Origin of the sequence: Actinoalloteichus caeruleus (genome assembly GCF_049311605.1) — a bacterium.
GTDB classification, from domain to species: domain Bacteria; phylum Actinomycetota; class Actinomycetes; order Mycobacteriales; family Pseudonocardiaceae; genus Actinoalloteichus_B; species Actinoalloteichus_B caeruleus.
Map to the genome: position 1 here is coordinate 3,887,871 of NZ_CP186005.1, position 20,145 is coordinate 3,908,015.

Genomic DNA, 20,145 nt, shown 5'->3' on the forward strand with positions numbered 1-20,145 from the left:
TCTCAGCCGCGTGGGCTCGTGGTCTCGCGAAGCGGGAACGGGACGAGCGCCACCGTGATGTTGTCGTGGCCGCCGCCGTCGAGGGCCAGCCTGGTCAGCGCCCGGGCGGCGTCCAGGGGGTCGTCGAAGACGGCCACCAGCCGGGCCAGGTCGTCGGCCTCCCTGAGGTAGTGCCACATGCCGTCGCTGCACAGCAGCACCCAGCCGGGGGCGGTCGGGCGGATCGCCGCGAGGTTGGGGGGCCGGCCGTCGCAGTCCGCTCCCACCCACCGGCAGAGCGCGTTGGCCCGGCGGTCCGCCTGCGCCTCCTCCTCGCTGAGCTGCCCCAGGTCGACCATCTGCTGCGCCCAGGAGTGGTCCGTGGTCAACCGGGAGGAGGGCGTGCCGGAGGGCTGGCCGGTGGGTTCGGGAGCGGCGAGCCAGTAGGCGCGGCTGTCGCCGATCCAGCCGACGGTCACCTCGCTGGGCGTGACGACGGCGGAGACGTAGGTGCAGGACGGCGGTTCCGGGTCGTCACCGACGCGGAGGGCGCTGACCGCCTCGACGGCCGAACGCACGGCGCTCCGCGTCGCCGTCATCGCGTCCAGGTCGTCCCGCGCGGCTTCGGCGAGGAGTTCCGCCGCGGTGTAGGCGGCGGTCCTGGACGCGTCCTCCGGGGTGGACGAGGACGACACACCGTCGCACACCACCGCCACGGCCGCGAGCGGCTCGTCGTCGGTGCCGCACAGCACCCGCAGCGCCAGGGCGTCCTCGTTGCGGCGGTGCCGCAGGCCCCGGTCGCTCACGCCGACGACGGTCCCCAGGTCCAGTTCCATCCGGTCCGGGGGCGCCGCCAGGGTGCGGCGGGCGCAGGCGGCGCACTGGCCGGCGGTGTCGACGTGGGTGGTCGTCACCTCCACCTCCGCCCCGCAGTCGGGGCAGAGCGCTGCCTGGGCCTCCTGGACGACGAGGGCCGCTCCGCAGGCCTCGCAGAACCGGTCGCCCGGCTCCCCTGGCGAGTCGCACCGCGGGCAGTGCGGGCCCAGGCCGTCGCGGGCGGGTCGCAGTGAAAGCTGTTCGTTCATCGGGTGTGCGGGCGGGCCTCGGCACGGGCACCGAGTCAGCGGCCCGGCCTCCCTTCTGCTGGTCTGTCGTGTGGCGCCGCACCGGGCGGCCGAGGGTCGTCATCCTGCCTCGTCATCGCGCTCGGCGGGGGTGGTCACACGAGAGTTCTCGGTCGCACGGCGTTGGCCAGGTCCACCAGGGCGATGCGTTCCGCCCGGTCGTCGATGGTCCTGGCCAGACCGCGGTAGGCCTCCTCCAGTCCGAGCCGCAGGGAGTGGTCCCGGAACTCCCGCCCGAAGATCGGTCCCGGACGCGGGGCGCCGGCCGGCTGGGTCGCCCACCACGCGCGGGCGGCCAGCAGGACGGTGACGACCAGTCTGAGGCGCCGTTCGGTGTCCAGGGGGAGGGTGGCCAGGCGCTCGGCCGCCGCCATGAGGTCCTCCGACCGCACCTGGTGCGGCGATCGCCCGCCGACGCGGGCGCTGACAGCCGCGACCCGCGCACCCAGGTACTGGCTGGAGGTTTCCGGGACGGACTCCAGCACGGCGACCGCCCGGGGGTAGTCGTGCTGGACGAGCAGTACCCGGGCCAGGCCGAAGGCGGCGCTGACATACGTGTGGTCCCCTTTCCAAACCTGCCGGTAGCGACGTTCGGCCTGCTGGATGGCCCCGTCCGCCTCGTCGGCGAGCGCGAGGGCGAGCTTGGGGGCCGTCTCGCCCGGTACGCGCGCGTACACCCGGTCGAAGTGGTCTCGGGCCTCGCCGGTGCGCCCGGCGAGCAGCGCGGCCACGCCCTCGTACCAGGACGGCCGCCAGTCCTGGTCGGCGAGACCGGTCAGCTCGCCGAGCTCTCGCCGGGCCCCGTCGGGATCGCCCTCCTCCAGGTGCGCCCGCACGAGGCGCAGCCCGACCTCCGCCGTCCACACCGGCGCCGCGCGCAGCTGCGCGGGAGTGGCGTCCCGGACGCCGGCGAGGAAGCCGGCCGCCGGGTCGTCGGGGTCGACCAGCGTCACCGGGAGGAGGCGGGTGACCTCGGCGGGCTCGGGTGGGGTCGTCGTCAGCGCGATGTCCCGGCCCCGGTCGCCGCCGATGACCCCGCGTTCGTGGGTGAAGAGCGACGAGCGCCCTGGTGGGGGCTGTCGCCCCCGGAGCGCCAGCACCTCGCGCAACACGGCGCGCAGTTGCTCGGCCATCTCCCCGGCGTCGCGGAACCGCCGCGTCCGGTCGGGGTGGCAGGCACGGCGGAGGAGGCGGTCGAAGGACTCGAACTCCACGAGCAGGGGAACGGTTCCGGGGTCCGGGAGGCTCTCCCGGTGTTCCTGGTTGTAGCCGGGGAACGGGAAGGACAGCACGGCCAGCAGCCGACCGACGGTGTAGAGGTCGGACTCCACGGAGGGGCCGAGCCGGGCGATCTCCGGGGCCTGGTACCCGACCGTGCCGTAGAAGGCCTCGTAGCGCTGGTCCAGGCGCAGCGCCCCGCCCATGTCGATGAGTTTGACCTGGTCGGGGGTGTGGATGACATTGTCGGGTTTCAGGTCGCAGTAGACCCACCCGTGGTCATGGAGGTAGCCGAGGGCGGGCAGGATCTCCAGCACGTAGGCGATCGCCTGTTCCAGGGGGAGCGTGGCGGACCGCCCCTGGGCGGATCGCCGCTGGTCGAGGAGTTCCCGCAGGGAGGGGCCGTCCACGTACTCCATGACGATGTAACCGGAGGTCTCCCCCGCACCGGTCGGAGCCGGGGGCGGGTGCCGCACGACGTTGAGGATGTGCACGATGTTGGGGTGCTGGACCTCGGAGAGTGAGCGCTGTTCGTTGAGCTGGGACTCCATCGCGTCGGCGCCCTCGCTGTTCAGCAGGCCCTTGAGCGCCACCCACCTGCCGTTGACGTTGCGGTCCCTGGCCAGGTACACCCAGCCGAAGCCCCCACGGGCGATCGGGCCGAGGACCTCGTACTGGCCGGCGACCACGTCGCCCCGCGCGAGTTTGGGGGTGAAGGAGAACCGGGCCCCGCAGTGCGGGCAGTACCCCTCGGTCCGCCCCGGCCGGCCGCCCCTGCCTCGGCCCACCGGCTTCTCGCACCGGCTGTCGCTGCAGAACCTGCCGGACTCGGGCACCTCCGGGTCGAGGAGGACGGCCGCGCTGGGGTCACGCGGCGGCACCTGGGGTACCTCGACGAGGCCACCGCCCAGCAGCCCGCGTCCGCTGGTGCGGGTGGAGGTCCGGTCGGAGCCGGCCGCCGGGCCTTGCCCGGCCGGCGTCGGTCGTGTCCCGCGCCCCGTCCGTTCGGGGGTTCCCGCGAGGGCGGTGAGCACCGTGCGGTCCACGCCCTTCGCCGAGTCACCGGGCCGGGCGGATGCCCCCTGGGGGGCCGCTCGCGGGGGTTCGGGTACCTGCGGTGCGGGTGTGTTCTCGGCGGGTGGCGCGGCTCCCACCGCCGCGGGTGGTACCCGGCTCACCCCGGCCTGACCGGGCGGTGCCGGTCGCGCTCCCCCCGCCGGCGCGGAGCGCTCCGCCCCCCTGCCCAGGGGTGGCCGGGGTGGCGCGGGCTCCACGGCGTCCAGCCGGGCGGACACCCGGGAGGGGCGGTCTCCCCGTTCGGGGACGTCCTCGACGGGCGTCAACCGGCCGGTGAGGGAGGTCCGCTGGTCCCCCGATGTCGCGGTGGCGTGCCCGCAACGGTCGCAGTAGCCCTCCCGAACCCGGCCGCCGCACCCCGGTCTGGGGCAATCGCCGGTGAGCGCGGGCGTCATCGGTGGCTCCACCGGCGGTGGCCGGCCGGGTTGCGGTGGAACCACCGACCGCTGGCTGGGCCGGTCTCACGGGGAAGAGGCATCGCACGACCTCCTGGGGTGGGCACGGTCAGTCCCGGTACCGGGGCTCGGGAGGTGGGGAGACCCGTCCGAGGGGGCCGGCGAGCCAGTCGTCGTACAGGCGCTGCCAGGTGCCGTCGGCCCGCATCCGCTCCAACACTCCGTTCGCGAAGCGGACGAAGTCCTCCGCCTCGCGGTTGAACGCCATCCCGTAGGGCTCGGACGAGAAGGGCTCGCCCACGACCTTCAGGTTCGGGTCCTGGGCCACCATCCCGGCCAGGATGGTGTCGTCGGTGGACACCGCGTCCACCTGCTGTCGTTGCAGCATCACCAGGCAGTCGGACCAGTGCGGCACGGCGGTGACCAGCGGTCCGTCCCGCAGTTCCACCAGTCGGCGCAGCGAGGTGGACGCGGTGGCCGAGCAGACCCGGTGCCCCGCCAGGTCCTCCTTGCCGGTGATGTCCTCGTTGTCCTGCGGTACGACGATCCGCTGCCGGGCGAGGAGGTAGGTGGTGGAGAACAGCACCTCCTGCCACCGTTCGCAGGTCGCCGTCATGGTGCGGACGACGATGTCGACCTGGGGCTGGTCCGCTTCCTCGCTACCCTCCTCCGGCTCGACGAGCACCTTGGTCCGCTGGTCGGAGGTGATGGTCACCCACTTGATGCGGTCGTCGACGTCGTCCGTTCCGAACAGCGCTCTGGCGATCTCCCGCACCATCTCGATGTCGAAGCCGTCGATGCGGTTGGTCGCCGGGTCGCGGTAGCCCATCAGGTTGGTCGTCTGGTCGACGCCGGCACGCAGGAACCCGTCCTCCACGATGCGCGCCATGGTGGACCCGGGCGGCATCTGGCCCGGCGCCGGGAGGACGGGGGTGGGCCGGAAGCTCCGGGTGGGATCGCAGTCCGTGTCGATCTCGGGCGCCGGTGGCAGGCTCGTGACCTGGCTGGCCCCGACGGGAACCGGCGCCTCGACGGAGGCGGGTGGGGAGGGCAGCGCGGACGGGGTGGCCGCGCAGGAGGTGAGCAGCCCGGCCACCGCCGCGATCACGAGAACGCGTCTCCTGGTCATCGGTACTCCCTCACCCGCTGTCCGATCCCGACGGCGGATCCCGTGGCGACGAGCGCGGCGAGCACGAGTGCGGCGGGGACCTGGCCGGGGAGCAGGGACTGCGCCTGGGCGGCGCGGACGGCGAACTCGTCGCGGGTCACCTCGACGGCGTCGTGGAGGCCGCGTTCGACGCTGCCGAAGTCCGCACCGGTCCCGCCGGTCCCGTCCCCCGAGGTGGTGCCGTGGCCCACCGTCACCGCCACCGCCTCGTCGTACTCGCCGCGCCGGTCGTGGTCCCGGGCGACCCCGTAGCCCCGCAGCCAGGAACGCGCCGCCCTCGTCGCCTCCTCGACGGAGTGCCGCACCCGGTCGTCCGTGGCCATCTCCCTGGCCCGCCCCAACAACCCGCTGTTCCCGTCCTCACCCAACAGGTGGGCGAAGGCGGTGTCGAAGTCCTCCTCGTACTCCTGCCCCGTCCCCTGGGCGACGAGGACGAGGGTCTCCCCGGTCCGTGCCTCCAGGGCGGCGATCCGGGCGCTGGCCAGCACGTTGACCTGGTCGGAGCCGTGCACCCTGCTGTCCTCCAGGTGCCCGGCCACACTGAGGTGGGACAGCACCAACCACCCCAGCCAGGCGACGGCGGCCAGGGTCGCGCCGACGAGCCCGATGTTGAACACCCGCCGCGTCCGGCGGTGGAGGTACAGCTGGGCACCGACGAGCCCGGCCAGGAGCACCAGTCCGGACGTCACCTCCGCCACCGGTGGCGCGGCGGCGCGTTCCCGGTCGGCCGAGACCGCCGCCGACTCCCCCTGGTAAAGCTCCCGGGCCTCGGGCAGCATGTCCTGTTGCATCAGCCCACCCGAGGCCAACCGGAGGTAGGCGGCTCCGACCGGGTTCCCCTGGCGGTGGTTCGCCCGTGCCGTCTCGACCAGGCCGGCGTAGATCGGTAACTGGGCGGCCAGGCGGGTCACCGGAGCGGCGTCCGCTCCGGCCGCGTCCACGCCGTGCGCCGCCCGGGTGAGGGCCGCGGCCGCCCGGGCGATGTTCAGCGAGTACCGGTCACGCACCTCGGCCGGCTCCGTGCCGCCGGTGAGGAACGAGGTCGCCGCCGTCGCGTCCGCGTCGGAGAGCGCCGCGTAGAGGTCCTGGGCGGCGACGCTGAGGGGCTCGCTCCTCGTGACGAGTTCGTCGAGCGCCACCGCCTTGCGGTGCGCCCCGATCGCCCCGACCAGGCCGGCGAGGACACTGGCGACGACGAGGCCCACGGCGATGAGCGACAGGCGTCCCGGTGTGGTGTGCCACCCGCTGAACGCCCCACGCGATCGGCGGCGTCGGAGCCGGCGAGCGGGACGTGGGGAGGTGACCGGCGTCGCCGGTCCGGTCACCGTGCCCCACCTCGCCCCGGCCGAGCGGGTTGAGCGGGTGGGGTCCGCTGGTCCACCGGAAGCTCGCCGGACCCCGCCGGACGCCGCGCAGACCACACCACCGCACTCACATCCTCACGAACTGGAACCCTCTCGCGTCGTAGTCGCGACAATACCGAGCGGTGTCATGGGCCACACCGGTTTGGATCAATTCCGTGGACACTCGGGACTTCACCGGCGGCCATCCGGTGTGGACACCTCAGGAGGTGGCCGCCTGGACCGCCTCCTGCCACCGGGTGAGGGCGTCGTCCACCTGCTCGGCGTTGACGACCAGCGGCGGGATCATCCGTACCGTGTTGCCGTGGGCGCCGCAGGTGAGGAGGAGCAGTCCCCGGTCCGCGGCCTCCTTGTGCGCCCGCTGCGCCAGGTCGGGCCGGGGCTCGCCGTCGGCGCCGGTGAACTCGACACCGATCATGAGGCCGAGGCCCCGGACGTCGCCGATGGTGGCGTGGTCGACCGCGATCTTCCTGGTCCCCTCCAGCAGCCGGCGTCCCATCTCCTCGGCGTTCTCGACGAGGGCCTCGCTCCGGATCACCTCCAGGGTGGCGATCGCGGCGGCGCAGGCGACCGCGTTGCCGCCGTAGGTGCCCCCCTGCGAGCCCGGCCACGCCTGGCTCATCAGTTCCGCCGGCGCGGCGATGGCCGAGAGCGGGAAGCCGCTGGCGAGGCCTTTCGCGGTAATGAGGATGTCCGGGCGGACCCCGCCGTGGTGCTCGTGGCCCCAGAACCGGCCGGTGCGGCCGAAGCCCGTCTGGACCTCGTCGAGGATGAGCAGGACACCGTGTTCGTCGGCCCGCTGGCGCAGTCCGGCCAGGAACCCCGCCGGGGCCGGCACGTAGCCGCCTTCGCCGAGGACCGGTTCGACCATGAAGGCGGCGGTGTCCGCGGGTGCGCTGACGGTCCGGAGCAGGTAGTCCAGCTCGCGGAGGGCGAACTCCACCGCCTGCTCCTCCGACCAGCCGTAGCGGTAGGCGAAGGGGTAGGGCGAGACGGCCGCCCCCGGCATCAGCGGGCCCAGGCCGGCGCGGAACTTGGTCCCGGCGGTCGTGAGGGCCGCCGCTCCCATCGTCCTCCCGTGGAACCCGCCCTGGAAGACCACGATGTTCTGCCGGCCCGTCACGTGCCGTGCCAGGCGTACCGAGGCCTCGACGGCCTCGCTCCCGGAGTTGAGGTAGAAGACCGAGTCCAGCCCCGCAGGGAGGACCTCGCCGAGCCGTTCGGTGAGTTCGAGCAGCGGTTCGTGCAGCACCGTCGTGTACTGGCCGTGGATGAGCTTCCCGACCTGGCGCTGCGCGGCCTCGACCACCCGGGGGTGGCAGTGCCCGGTGTTGACAACGCCGATTCCGGAGGTGAAGTCCAGGTAGGTCCGGTCCTCCGCGTCGTAGAGGTACACCCCGGAACCTCGGACGGCTCGCACCGGAGTGGCCTGCTTGAGCTGAGGAGAGAGCTGGGCCATGATCGCACTCCCACTGTAGGATTGTCGACAATCATCGTCCATGCAACCATCCCAGCGGTTGCATGTCCACACCCGCGGAGGGAAGGTCGGGATCATGACCGGTACCCAGCAGCACGCCACCGCACGGGGCGATCTCCTCGCCCACACCCCGAAGGACCTGTTCATCGACGGCGAGTGGGTGCCGGCCACGGGCGGGGCCACCTTCGAGGTCCGGGACCCGGCGAGCGGGGAACTCCTCTGCGAGGTGGCGGACGCCTCGCCCTCGGACGGGACCGCGGCCCTCGACGCCGCCGTCGCCGCGCAGGCCTCCTGGGCGGCCCACCCGCCCAGGGAGCGCGGGGAGATCCTGCGCCGGGCGTTCGAGGAGCTCATGCGCCGCCAGGACGAGCTCGCCGTGCTGATGACGAGGGAGAACGGCAAGCCCCTCGCCGACGCGCGCGGCGAGATCGCCTACGCGGCGGAGTTCTTCCGCTGGTTCTCCGAGGAGGCGGTCCGCATCGACGGCGGCTACCAGGTCGCCCCCAACGGGGCCAGCCGTTTCCTGGTCATGCGCCAACCGGTCGGCCCCTGCCTCTTCGTCACGCCGTGGAACTTCCCGATGGCGATGGGGACGAGGAAGATCGGCCCCGCCATCGCCGCCGGCTGCACCATGGTGATCAAACCCGCGCACCAGACCCCGCTGTCGATGCTCGCCCTCGCGGGCATCCTCAAGGACGCGGGGCTGCCCCCCGGGGTGCTCAACGTGGTGCCGGCGACGGACGCGGGCGGTGTGGTCGAACCGCTCATCCGCGACCCGAGGGCGCGGAAGATCTCCTTCACCGGTTCCACCGCCGTGGGGCGGCGGCTCATCGAGCAGTCCGCGCAGCAGGTCCTGCGGGTGTCGATGGAACTGGGTGGCAACGCCCCGTTCGTCGTCTTCGACGACGCCGACCTCGACGCGGCGGTGGACGGCGCGATGACCGCCAAGATGCGCAACATGGGCGAGGCCTGCACCGCGGCCAACCGCATCTACGCCCAGCGGGGCGTCGCCGAGGAGTTCGGGCGGCGGCTGGCCGAGCGGATGAGCGCGCTCCGCCTCGGTCCCGGTGTGGAGGACAGCACCCAGGTCGGTCCGTTGATCGATGCCCGGGCGCAGGAGAAGGTCCGCACCCTGGTGCGGGACGCCGTGGACCGCGGGGCCCGGGTCGTGGTGGGAGGTGACGTGCCCACCGACGAACGACTGCGCGGCGGTCACTTCTTCACGCCGACGGTGTTGCAGGACGTGCCGTGGGAGGCCCGGATGTCGTCGGAGGAGATCTTCGGCCCGGTCGCCCCGATCTCGGCGTTCGACACCGAGGAGGAGGCGTTGTCAGCCGCGAACAACACGGAGTACGGCCTCGTCAGCTACGTCTACACCCGGGACCTCGCCAGGGGCCTGCGCATGGCCGAGGGCCTGGAGACCGGCATGGTGGGTCTGAACCAGGGCCTGGTGTCCAACCCGGCGGCGCCCTTCGGCGGGATCAAGCACTCGGGCGTCGGACGCGAGGGCGGTCACACCGGCATCGACGAGTTCCTGGAGACGAAGCTGGTGAACATCGGCTTCTGAGGCTCCGCTCGGGAGGCCATCCCGCCGGCCGTCCCACCTCCGCGTGGCCCTCCTGGCGGTAGGTCCGCCCGGCACCACCGCCGGTGCGCGCCCGGGGGCCGGGCCCGGCCGCGCGCCGCACGGAGCCGAACGCTCAAGCGGCGCCGGCCGGACCTCGGACGGACCTCAGGAGGCGCTCGTCAGGCGCTCCACCGCCTCGGTCATGTGCGCTTCCAGCCGCTCCAGCAGCAGCCGTTCGTCCCCCTGTTCGATGGCGTCCACCAGGAGGCGGTGTTCCTCGACGGTGTCCCCGGAAGGCCGGTAGGTCTCCTGGAGCGCGGTGAGGCACATCCTGGTCTCCACCAGCAGGGTCTGCGCCATGCGCTCCAGCCGCTGACTGCCCGACACGGCGACCAGGCGCTGGTGGAACAGTTGGTCGGCATCACTGAAGGCGATCCGGTCGTCGGCGGCAGCGGCGGCCACCATCCGCTGGTGGGCGGAGGTCAGCTCCGACACGGCGAGGGCGCGGTCGCCCCGCATGATGAGCTGGCAGGCCGCGCCCTCCACCGCGAGCCTTGCCGTGTAGACGTCGCGGATCTCCTCCTCGTCCAGGGTGCTGACGAAGAGGCCCCGGTGCGGTTCGCTGCGCAGCAGGCCCTCCTGCACCAGCCGCTGCATGGCCTCGCGCAGCGGCCCACGGCTCACGCCCAGCCGGTTGGCCAGGTCGATCTCACCCAGTTGACTGCCCGGCGGGAGCCCGCCGTGCATGATGGCCTCCCGCAGCCGTTCCGCGACGATCTCCGCCGTGGACCTGCGCGCGAGTGGCGCGATTCCGCCCGGTGTCGTGTCCTCCGTCAGGCTGACCACGTCACCCTCTCCTCCCCACCGGGCGGTCGTCCCCGCCCGGCCTCACTCAGTGACGGGCTGGGGTCTGGACAGCGCCCCCAGCCCGGCGGTGGCCGTCCGCCCGGCCAACCGCAGTCCTTCCCACACGCTCACCTGGTTGGCGGTGAGCACGGGCTTCCCGAGCCGCTCGTCCAGCCGGTCCAGCAGGCTCGCGGTGTGCAGGGCGGTGTCGGGGACCAGGACGGCCTCGGCGTCGACGTGGTCGTTGGCCGCCACGAAATCGAGGACGTCGTCCTCCCCCAGCGTCCCCACCTCGGCCGCCGTCACGATGCCCCTGCTCGTGAGGGTGAGCGCCCGGATGCCGGCTCGACCGAGGAACTCCACGAACCGCTCGGCGACGTCGGCGGGGTAGGTCGCGGCCACGGCGACGCGGCTCACCCCCAGGGCCCTGGCTGCCCGGACGAACGCGAAGGAGGTGCTGGACGCGGGTACGCCCGCCGCGGCGGCGAGCTTCTCCACCTGCGTGTGGGCCCCCTCCCACCCGAAGACGAAACTCCCGGACGTGCAGGCCCACACCACCGCGTCGGGCGCGTGCCCCGCGAGCGCGGCGGCACCGTCCGCGAGGACGTCCTCGCCGCCGACGTCGAGCAGGGCGTCGACACGGTGGGCGTCCTCGCGCATCAGGGTGTGCACCAGGGGAAGCCGCACCCCACCTCCGAGCTGGCCCTCCAGCCTCGGGTAGTCGTCCTCCGCGCTGTAACCCGGGTAGAGAATGCCGACCGTCACGGTCACGAACGCACCTCCGGTTGTCTCGACGCGCCCCTCCGGGCGACGGTGGTCTCCAGCTGCCGACACCCACGGCGCCGCTCCTGGCGGAACGACGCCGACCTCGGGAATTGTCGACAATCCTACACTTCGTGGTGATGGGTCGCCCGGTTCAGGCGGCCGACATGTGACTGGAACGGATCAACCGCTGGTCCTCGGCCGCCGCGCTCCGCCCCAACAGGCGGAGAGCTCCCCACATGGTCACCTGGTTGGCCGTCAGCACGGGTTTGCCGAGGAGGCGCTCCAACAGGGGGATCACGTCGTAGGTGGGCACGTTGGTGCAGCTGACGAAGACGGCTTCGGCGTCCGGGCGGTCGACGAGCCGGACGATCTCGACGACCTCCTGGTAGGAGACCTTCCAGATCTGGCCCAGCAACCCGAGCCCCTGGCAGGACACGGCGCGCACGCCGAACTCGCCCAGGAACGAGACCAGGCGTTCGTTGATGCTGTCCACGTAGGGGGTGGCGACCGCGAGGCGGGTCACCCCGAGCACGGACAGCGCCTCGACCAGCGCCCCGGAGGCGGTGACGGCCGCCGGGGCGCCGGCCTCGAGCATGATCGACGTCAGGGCGTGCTCCCCCCGCGCCCCGTTGACGAAACTGCCCGAGGTGCAGGCGTAGGCCAACACCTTCGGCTCGGGGGCGAGCAGGTCACGCGCGGCGCGGTGGACGGCCTCCTCGTCACTGATCATCGTGGCCATCTCCACCGTCACCGGGACCGGGACGAACGGCACCCGGGTCAGGTGGAGGGTCGCCTCGGGAGGGACCCACCGCCACAACTCGCGGTCGAGCGCGAAATCGAAGGGGGCGACGACGCCGATCCCGTCGTGCAGGAATGGACCGCCGACAGCCCCGAGACCCTCGGGCGGCACTTCGGACCCACCATCAGCCCGCGTGACGCCGGTAGATGAGCCGCTCGCCGACGCTGCCGGATCTCCACACGTCGTGGCACGCCTCGGCCATCAACGGGAGCCCCTCGACGATGGTGGCGTACACGTTGCCGGGGACCCAGCCCACGTCACCGTTGAGCAGCAGGTTGTTTCGCCCGTAGAAGATCGCGAGGTCGATCACCCCTGGCAGGTGCCCGATGCCCTTCTCCTCCTTGAAGTCCCGGTCGAGCATGCCGCCGGGGAAGGCGAAGTACACGACGTCACCGGGGATCGGCGTGACCGTCGGGTTCTCCAGTCCCGGCTCCACCTCGGCGAAGTGGGGCACCATCGTGTAGACCTCGTTGCGCGCGTACTTCGCGTGGTGGACGTCCCCGGCCTGGGGCAGCGCCTCCCAGACGGCCGCGCAGGTTCGGGGGGCGTCCTTCTCGAGCAGTTCGGCGACGCAGGACACTCCGCGCTTCGCGAGCTCGATCGACATGTACTTCGGCATACCGGAACCTCCGGGCGGTGGAGACTGGACCTGGTTGGGAGGTGGTGCGCGACGACCGGCGTTGTCTCGTCGTGGTCTCCGCGTGCCCGTTGCGGTGTACCCCGTGGTGCCTGTGCGGATTGTTGACAATCCTACGAGCGGTTCCTAGCGTGTCAATGGCTACCGCCGACATGTCGGCTCTTTACGGCGAACGGACGAACGCTCTCCGTCGACGGTCGCGGCCGCACCGGCAGCCGAAGCGAGGGGGTCACGCCGCATGTCTCCGCACCCACCGGTCATCACGGTCCTGCACGGGGCGGACGCCCCACCCGACCTCGCGCCGGTCCGCCCGCTGGTGGCCGAGGTCCGGGCGGCCGGCGGACCGGCGGAGCTGGCCGAACTGCTGCCCGGCACCGACGTGCTCTTCGTCTGGGACTTCAACTCCGACGCGCTGGCGGAGAGCTGGCCCCGTGCCGATCGGCTGCGCTGGGTCCACACGGCCAGCGCGGGGGTGGACCGCATGATGTTCCCCGCCCTGGTCGACAGCGACGTCCTGCTCACCAACTCCCGGGGGGTCTTCGACCAGCCCATGGCCGAGTACGTCCTCGGTCTGCTGCTCGCCTTCGCCAAGGACCTGCCGAGCACCCTCCGGTTCCAGGGAGAACGGAGGTGGCGGCACCGGGAGACCCGCCGGTTGGCCGGTAGCCACGCCGTCGTGGTGGGCACTGGCCCGATCGGACGAGCCATCGGACGGTCCCTCACCTCGGCCGGGGTCGCCGTGACCGGTGTCGGGCGGACGGGGAGGGACTCCGACCCCGACCTCGGTCAGGTGCACCCGTCGAGCGAACTCGCGACCCTGTTGCCCGACGCCGACCACCTCGTGCTCGCCGCCCCGCTGACCAAGGCCACCCGGGGACTGGTGGGCGCGCGGGAACTGGCCGCGCTCGGTCCCGAGGGCGTGCTGGTGAACGTGGGGCGCGGCCCGCTGGTGGACCAGCGAGCGCTGGAGGAGGCGGTGGCCGCCGGGACGATCGGCGGCGCGGCCCTCGACGTCTTCGAGGAGGAACCGCTCCCCGAGGACTCCCCGCTGTGGTCGGCCCCGTCGGTGATCGTCTCTCCCCACATGTCCGGGGACGTGGTGGGATGGCGGGACGAACTGGTCGAGCTGTTCGGCGACAACCTGCGGCGCGTCCTCGGTGGACGGGAGCCGCTCAACGTCGTCGACAAGCGACTCGGGTACGTCTCGACGTCTTGATGGAGGTCAGTGGTGGGTAGTGCGGCGGATCTGACCGCGGTGGAGATGCTCTCCGCCTTCCGGAACGGGGAGCTGTCCCCGGCCGAGGCCACCGCGGCGGTGCTGGAGCGGATCGAGCAGGTGGATCCCGAGGTCAACGCGTTCTGCCTGGTGGATCCCGAACACGCCACCAGGGCTGCCAAGGAGTCCACCGAACGCTGGGCGCGGGGCGCGCCGGAGGGCCTGGTCGACGGTGTGCCCACCTCGATCAAGGACGTGCTGCTCACAGCGGGGTGGCCCACCCTGCGCGGATCGCGGAGCGTCTCCCCCGCGCAGTCCTGGACCGAGGACGGTCCCAGCGTCGCCCGCCTCCGGGAACAGGGCGCGGTGCTGGTCGGGAAGACGACGACGCCCGAACTGGCCTGGAAGGGGGTCACCGACGGCCCCCTCCACGGAGTGACGCGCAACCCCTGGGACACCGGGCGCACGGCGGGAGGATCGAGCGGAGGCGGGGCCGCCGCCGTGGCGCTCGGGATGGCTCCGCTGACCGTGGGCACCGACGGCGGTGGCTCGGTCCGCATCCCCGCCAGTTTCTGCGGGGTCTTCGCCCACAAGCCCACCTACGGCTGGGTCCCGCACCACCCCCAGAGCCCGTTCGGGTCGCTGGCGCACGTCGGCCCGATGACCACCAGCGTCGCGGACTCCGCCCTGCTGCTCGACGTGATCGCCCGTCCCGACCCGAGGGACTGGTCGACGGTGCCCCCACCGGCCGCGTCCTTCCTGGGGAACCTCGACTCCGGTGTCTCCGGGCTCCGGATCGCCTTCAGCCCGACCCTCGGGTACGTGCGGGTGGACCCGGAGGTCGCCGCCGTGGTCGCCGAGGCCGCCCGCGTGTTCGAGGAGCTGGGAGCCGAGGTGGAGGAGGTGGACCCGGGTTTCACCGACCCCGTCGCCGAGTTCCACACCCTGTGGTTCGCCGGCGCCGCCAAGTCCGTCGAGCACCTCACCCCGGAGCAGCGCGCCGAACTCGACCCCGGGCTGCGGGAGATCACCGAACTGGGAGCGTCCTTCTCCGCCGGTGACTACCTCACCGCGAACGCGCGCCGCGCGGCCATGGGCGCGCTGATGGGCCGGTTCCACGAACGCTTCGACCTGTTGTTGACGCCCACCATGCCCATTCCGCCGTTCGAGGCGGGTCGGGAGGTCCCGCCCGGTTGGCCGGGTGACCGGTGGACGAGCTGGTGCCAGTTCACCTACCCGTTCAACATGACCCAGCAGCCGGCGGCCAGCATCCCGTGCGGTGTCACCTCCGGCGGGCTGCCGGTGGGTCTCCAGGTGGTGGGCGGCCGGTACACCGATCACCGGGTGCTCGCCGCGTGCCACGCCTTCGAGCGGGCGCGCCCCTGGCGAGACCGCCGTCCACCGCTGCTCTGACCCGCGCCGGGGCCGGCGGGCGGGGTGGGCCCGAGCGCCCGCTCCGCCCGGCCCGCGCGGGGCCACCGACGTGGCGGCGTGACGGTGTCCGCGCGGCGCTCCCCTCGGGTCAGAGGCGGCTCATCACGTGCTTGAACCGGGTGTAGTCGTCCAGACCGTGACGGGAGATCCCGGTGCCGTGCCCGGAGTGGCGGAACCCGCTCTGCGGCATCTCGGCCACCACGCTGCCGTGGTTGTTGATCCAGACGCATCCGAACGAGAGCAGGCCCGACAGGCGCACCGCCCTGGCGTGGTCGCGAGTCCACACGCTCGCCGCCCCGCCGTACCGGACGCCGTTGGCCCACCCCACCGCCTGGTCGACGTCGGTGAACCGCTGGAGGGTGACGACCGGACCGAAGATCTCGTTCTGCACGGTCTCGTCGTCCTGGTCGACGCCGGCGATGACCGTGGGCTCGAAGAAGTACCCCGGCTGGTCGGAACGAACTCCTCCCGTGAGGATCGTCGCGTGCTCGGGGAGGCGGTCGAGCACCCCTTCGACCTGCTCCACCTGGTTCTCGTTGTTCAGCGGCCCGTAGAAGGCGTCCCGGTCGCTGGGCGGACCAACCCGCAGGCCCCGCACCTCGTGGACGAACGCCGCGACCAGCTCGTCGTAGACCTCGTCGGCCACCAGGACGCGGGCGGCCGCCAGACAGTCCTGCCCCGCGTTGGCGAAGGCCGCCCTCGCCAGCTCGCCCGCGACCAGGGGAACGTCCACATCGCCGAACACCAGGGCTGGCGCCTTCCCACCCAGCCGCAGGTGGACGCGCTTGAGGTCCGCGGCGGCCGAGCCCGCCACCTCCATGCCGGACCGCACGGCGCCGGTCAGCGACACCAGGCGGGGGACCTCGTGCGCCACCATGGCCCGTCCGGTGTCCCGATCCCCGCAGATCACGTTCAGAACCCCGGGCGGCAGTGCCTCGGCGGCGCGCTCGGCCAGCATCACACTGGTCAGCGGGGTCGTCTCCGCGGGTTTGAGGACCACCGCGTTGCCGGCGGCCAGCGCGGGGGCCACGCCCGCCGCGGCCAGGAACATCGGGTGGCTGTGCGGCATCATGTGCGCGCAGACGCCGAGGGGCTCGCTGCGCAGCAGGGAGGAGTGCCCCCGCTGGTACTCGCCGGCGGCGACGCCGTCGAGGACGCGGGACGCTCCGGCGAAGAACCTGATGTGCTCGACGGCGAGGGGGAGTTCTCGTTCGGCGACCTGCCGCGCCGGCTTGCCCGTGTTCGCGCACTCGGCCGCGACGAACTCGTCGGCCGCTCCCTCCACCAGGTCGGCCCAGCGCAGGAGAGCGCGCTGCCGTTCGTGGGGAGTGGTCGCGGCCCACCCGGTGTGGGCGTTCTCGGCACGGCGCATGGCCGTGTCCACGTCGTTCCACCGGCTGATGGGCGCCGACCCGAACTCGGTTCCGCTGCTCGGGTCCACCAGCGTGGTCCGCTCGGTTCCCTCGACACCGGTCGGCTGGCCGGCGACGAAGTTGGCCACACTCGCTGGGAGTTCCACCGCACACCCCTCCGCACGCGGGCCCACACCCGCCTCAGGCACGTGTCGCGTCGTCCGGGCCCGCGCCCCGTCCGTGCGGACGGGCCCTCCTACTCCGTTCCGCCGGCGGCCTTCCGCACCGCCTCCGCGAAGATCGCCAGGTCGTCCCCGGCATGGGCGAGGCGCTCGGCGACCGCGCTGGCGTGCCCGGAGAGGTCTCCACCGTATCCGGTGCTGCGCAGCCAGTGGGTGAGCCCGTCCAGGCCCACGGCGGCACCGGCGACGGCACCGGTCAGGCCTTCGACGATGCGCTCCACGTCCGCCAGGGTGTGCGGGGCGCTCGGGTCGCCGAGCTGGTCTCCCAGCTGGCGGGCGGCCTCCCCCACCTCCTGCGCGATCTCGGCGGGCGGCACCGCGTCGTGGCGGTCGCCTGTGGTGGCTCCCCGCCGTGCTCCAGCACGCGTGGGAACCTCACGAGAAGTGGACTTGTAGCGCCCGACCCTGCCCGTCGTCCGTTCGCTGTGCGTGGAGGAATCCATGGTGCCGACATTAGTCCCTTTCCTGATCGGCTTGTGCACACTCCCACCCACGCAGCGCAGCGAGTCGCTGACCGTAATCAATGGCCGCGAGGGGTCCCCCGGACGCTGAAGCATCGCCGGGGGACCCTGCCACGCTGCGCAACTGTTTCCCGATTGTTCCGCGATGAGAACGGTGGTCGGTCCACAAGATCGGAGCTTTCCAACCCGAAAGACGGGTCGCCGAGCTAGACACTGACCGACGGATCACCCGCCGGCCGGTCGGCTCAGTCCCGCCGCTCCGGCTCGGTGGTCTTCTCCGACGCGGCCCCGGGAACGGGGGGCTGGGGCGCCGCCTGCCCGAGCGCCCGGCCGGCTGCCCCGGCGGACGGCGTGGCCGAGGGGGAGGGGCTGTCCCCCGGTCCCCGCAGTCCGGCGACGGGGCCGGGGACCTCCTTGCGGGCGACCTCCTCGGCGGCTCGGACCGCCTCGGCGACCTTGGGGTCGGTCGAGGTGTCGAACCAGGCGGCCACGGCCTCGTCCTCCGCCTCGGGGCGGGACTCGGGGACCTCCTCGGTGGGCGGCTCGTAGCGGAAGACCCCGTCCTCGCCCGGCGCGCCGAGCATCCGGGCGAAACCCTCCAACGACTTGTTGAAGTCGCTGGGGATCACCCACACCTTGTTGGCGTCGCCCTGCGCCATCTGCGGGAGGGTCTGCAGGTACTGGTAGGCGAGCAGCTCGGGAGTCGGCTTCCCCGCCTTCACCGCGGCGAACACCTTCTCGATCGCCTTGGCCTGCCCCTGCGCCTGGAGGTACCGGGCGGCGCGCTCACCCTGGGCGCGCAGGATCGCCGACTGCCGCTCGCCCTCGGCGCCGAGGATCGCCGCCTGCTTGGACCCCTCCGCCGCGAGGATCTGGGACTGCTTCTGCCCCTCGGCGGTCTTGATGGCCGACTCCCGCTCACCCTCGGCCGTGAGGATCATGGCGCGCTTCTCCCGGTCGGCGCGCATCTGCTTCTCCATCGAGTCCTGGATGGAGGGCGGCGGGTCGATCGCCTTCAGCTCCACCCGCGCCACCCGGATGCCCCACCTCCCGGTGGCTTCGTCGAGGACACCCCGCAGCTGGCTGTTGATCTGGTCGCGGGACGTCAGCGTCTGCTCCAGGCTCATCCCGCCCACGACGTTGCGCAGCGTCGTGGTCGTCAACTGCTCGACACCGACGATGTAGTTGGAGATCTCGTAGACGGCGGCCCGGGGCTCGGTGACCTGGAAGTAGACGACGGTGTCGATCGACACCGTCAGGTTGTCCTCGGTGATCACGGGTTGCGGCGGGAACGACACGACCTGTTCCCTCAGGTCGATCCGGGCCCGCACCCGGTCGAAGAAGGGTACGAGGAAGTTCAGCCCCGGAGCCGCGACCGTGCGGAACCGGCCCAGCCGCTCGATGACCGCCGCGGTCGCCTGCGGGATCACCAGGACGGCCTTGGCGACGATCGTGATGACCAACAACACCACGACCGCCAGCACGATCACTGACGTCATCAGTGTCCACCTTTCTTGTCAACGAGCGGCGGAGGTCCTCGGTGGGACCTGGTCAGGAGGGCAGTTCCCACGGTTCCCGCCACACCACGGCGGTCGCTCCCCTGATGTCGAGCACGACGACCTCCTGCCCCTCCTCCAGGACCTGGGTCTCGTCGAAACTGCGGGCGGACCACAGCTCCCCCGCGATCCGCACCCGCCCGTCCTGGGAGTCGGTCGTGGCCACCACCGTCGCCTTGCCTCCGATCAGGGCGTCGGTGTGCATCCTGACCTCGTCACCCACCCGCATCCGGCGCTTCAACGCGGGTCTGGCGAGGGTGACCAGCCCCAGCGAGACGACGGTGAAGACCACGACGTCGACCCACAGCGGCAGGCCCAGCCCCGCCGAGGCCGCCGCGGCGAGCGCGGCCAGGCCGAGCATGACGAGGACGAACTCCCCGGACAGCACCTCGGCGATGATGAGCACCGTTCCCGCGATGACCCACAGCAGCGCCGCCATGCCTCCATGGTGGCAGACAGCGCCCGGTTCCGGGTCAGGAAGCGGGGGCCGGTGCACGAGGGGCGACAGGGGTTGCGCCGTCCGGAGGCCTCAGCCGGCGCGCTCGGCGTCCGGTTCGGTGACGAAGTCGATGAGGCGTTCCACGGCGTTGATGAGCGGCGTCTCCAAGTCACGGAAGCTGTCGACCCCGGTCAGCACCCGGCGCCAGCCCGAGGCGGCGTCCGACCAACCGAGTGCGGCGCACACCCCCTCCTTCCACTCGCGCCCCCTGGGCACCTCCGGCCACGCGGTCACCCCCACCGACGTGGGGCGCACGGCCTGCCACACATCCACGTACGGGTGACCCGTCACCAGGACGTGGTCGCTGCCCGGGAGCGAGGAGAGCTCGGCGACCAGCCGGGACTCCTTGCTGCCCTCGACGAGGTGGTCCACCAGCACGCCGACCCGGCGGCCGGGCCCCGGGGCGAACTCCACCAGGCGGTCGGCGAGGTGGTCGACGCCGCCGAGGGGCTCCACGACCACCCCCTCCACCCGCAGGTCGTGCCCCCACACCCGTTCCACCAGCTCGGCGTCGTGCGTTCCCTCGACCCAGAGCCGGCTCGCCCTCGCCACCCGGGCCCGCAACCCGTCGACCCTGGTCGAACCGGACGCGGAGCGGGACGCCGCCGGCGCGGGGGCAGCGGCCGGGCGCGGGCGCACCAGGGTCACGGGACGTCCCTCGTGCAGGAAGCCCGCCGCGCGCAGTGGGAACACACGGCGGCGGCCGTGCCGGTCCTCCAGCACCACGCCGCCGCCGTCCACCCTCACGACGGCGCCGCAGAACCCGCTCACCGGGTCCTCCACCACCAGGCCCTCCTCGACGGGCAGCTCCGGTACGGACCGACGTGGCCGATGGGGGTCGAGGCCGGGCAGGCCCGGGTTTCCGAACGGCATGGTCGACAACGGTAACCGGAGGTGGCGCCCCGGGTGTTCCGGGCGGGTCCCGGCGGCGGGAGCGGACTGGTGGTGGCCCTTCGACGTCTGGCCACCCGA

The 20,145-nt window shown here is 72.6% G+C and carries 17 protein-coding genes; 3 read left to right on the forward strand and 14 right to left on the reverse strand.

Features of this window, described 5'->3' with window-relative positions; translation table 11 throughout:
• Window positions 1-2 precede the first annotated feature (2 nt).
• The 5 genes from ACOJVX_RS15545 to ACOJVX_RS15565 form a co-directional block, all read right to left on the reverse strand.
• Window positions 3-1,064: a protein phosphatase 2C domain-containing protein gene (locus ACOJVX_RS15545; RefSeq protein ID WP_422646877.1), complete on the reverse strand. Its 1,062-nt coding sequence runs from the start codon at window positions 1,062-1,064 to the stop codon at window positions 3-5.
• 134 nt (window positions 1,065-1,198) lie between these two features.
• On the reverse strand, window positions 1,199-3,793 hold the full coding sequence (locus ACOJVX_RS15550) for a serine/threonine-protein kinase (RefSeq protein WP_103056542.1): 2,595 nt from the start codon (window positions 3,791-3,793) through the stop codon (window positions 1,199-1,201).
• Between the two features lie 109 nt (window positions 3,794-3,902).
• The gene (locus ACOJVX_RS15555; RefSeq protein WP_026418795.1) at window positions 3,903-4,922 is read right to left on the reverse strand and encodes a glutamate ABC transporter substrate-binding protein; all 1,020 of its coding nucleotides are present in this window, start codon (window positions 4,920-4,922) and stop codon (window positions 3,903-3,905) included.
• Window positions 4,919-6,286, reverse strand: a complete 1,368-nt coding sequence (locus ACOJVX_RS15560; protein WP_051313941.1) for a hypothetical protein — start codon at window positions 6,284-6,286, stop codon at window positions 4,919-4,921. The genes ACOJVX_RS15555 and ACOJVX_RS15560 overlap by 4 nt, the downstream gene beginning before the upstream one ends.
• A gap of 238 nt (window positions 6,287-6,524) precedes the next feature.
• Complete coding sequence (locus ACOJVX_RS15565; protein ID WP_030226827.1) at window positions 6,525-7,781, reverse strand: aspartate aminotransferase family protein; 1,257 nt, start codon at window positions 7,779-7,781, stop codon at window positions 6,525-6,527.
• 94 nt (window positions 7,782-7,875) lie between these two features.
• Between ACOJVX_RS15565 and ACOJVX_RS15570 the strand changes: the two genes are divergently transcribed.
• Entirely contained in the window at window positions 7,876-9,366 is a 1,491-nt protein-coding gene (locus ACOJVX_RS15570) for an NAD-dependent succinate-semialdehyde dehydrogenase (protein WP_026418793.1), read from the forward strand.
• Between the two features lie 165 nt (window positions 9,367-9,531).
• Here the strand turns inward: ACOJVX_RS15570 and ACOJVX_RS15575 are convergent, their stop codons facing one another.
• From ACOJVX_RS15575 to ACOJVX_RS15590, 4 genes are all read right to left on the reverse strand, one after another.
• A complete protein-coding gene (locus tag ACOJVX_RS15575; protein ID WP_026418792.1) occupies window positions 9,532-10,212 on the reverse strand; it encodes a GntR family transcriptional regulator in 681 nt (226 codons plus the stop codon).
• Between the two features lie 42 nt (window positions 10,213-10,254).
• Complete coding sequence (locus ACOJVX_RS15580) at window positions 10,255-10,983, reverse strand: maleate cis-trans isomerase family protein (protein WP_026418791.1); 729 nt, start codon at window positions 10,981-10,983, stop codon at window positions 10,255-10,257.
• Between the two features lie 145 nt (window positions 10,984-11,128).
• A complete protein-coding gene (locus ACOJVX_RS15585; protein ID WP_026418790.1) occupies window positions 11,129-11,887 on the reverse strand; it encodes a maleate cis-trans isomerase family protein in 759 nt (252 codons plus the stop codon).
• A 13-nt stretch (window positions 11,888-11,900) separates the two neighbouring features.
• A complete protein-coding gene (locus ACOJVX_RS15590; RefSeq protein ID WP_026418789.1) occupies window positions 11,901-12,395 on the reverse strand; it encodes a DUF3830 family protein in 495 nt (164 codons plus the stop codon).
• A 256-nt stretch (window positions 12,396-12,651) separates the two neighbouring features.
• On the opposite strand from ACOJVX_RS15590, the gene ACOJVX_RS15595 reads away from it, so the two are divergent.
• Both ACOJVX_RS15595 and ACOJVX_RS15600 read left to right on the forward strand, forming a co-directional pair.
• Window positions 12,652-13,629 carry a D-2-hydroxyacid dehydrogenase gene (locus ACOJVX_RS15595; RefSeq protein WP_026418788.1) on the forward strand — a complete coding sequence of 326 codons (978 nt, stop codon included), beginning with the start codon at window positions 12,652-12,654 and terminating at the stop codon, window positions 13,627-13,629.
• Window positions 13,630-13,641: 12 nt separating this feature from the next.
• A complete protein-coding gene (locus ACOJVX_RS15600) occupies window positions 13,642-15,042 on the forward strand; it encodes an amidase (RefSeq protein ID WP_103057148.1) in 1,401 nt (466 codons plus the stop codon).
• Between the two features lie 109 nt (window positions 15,043-15,151).
• Here ACOJVX_RS15600 and ACOJVX_RS15605 read toward each other — a convergent pair whose 3' ends face one another.
• From ACOJVX_RS15605 to ACOJVX_RS15625, 5 genes are all read right to left on the reverse strand, one after another.
• Window positions 15,152-16,582 carry an aldehyde dehydrogenase family protein gene (locus ACOJVX_RS15605; RefSeq protein WP_248783890.1) on the reverse strand — a complete coding sequence of 477 codons (1,431 nt, stop codon included), beginning with the start codon at window positions 16,580-16,582 and terminating at the stop codon, window positions 15,152-15,154.
• Between the two features lie 89 nt (window positions 16,583-16,671).
• Window positions 16,672-17,100, reverse strand: a complete 429-nt coding sequence (locus ACOJVX_RS15610) for a hypothetical protein (RefSeq protein ID WP_026418785.1) — start codon at window positions 17,098-17,100, stop codon at window positions 16,672-16,674.
• Window positions 17,101-17,363: 263 nt separating this feature from the next.
• Entirely contained in the window at window positions 17,364-18,617 is a 1,254-nt protein-coding gene (locus ACOJVX_RS15615; RefSeq protein WP_026418784.1) for an SPFH domain-containing protein, read from the reverse strand.
• Window positions 18,618-18,669: 52 nt separating this feature from the next.
• Window positions 18,670-19,113, reverse strand: coding sequence for an NfeD family protein (locus ACOJVX_RS15620; RefSeq protein WP_030226834.1), 444 nt, complete (start codon window positions 19,111-19,113; stop codon window positions 18,670-18,672).
• A 90-nt stretch (window positions 19,114-19,203) separates the two neighbouring features.
• Window positions 19,204-20,046 (reverse strand): DUF3097 family protein, encoded by an 843-nt coding sequence (locus ACOJVX_RS15625; protein ID WP_418154688.1) that lies wholly within the window; start codon window positions 20,044-20,046, stop codon window positions 19,204-19,206.
• Window positions 20,047-20,145: the final 99 nt, after the last annotated feature.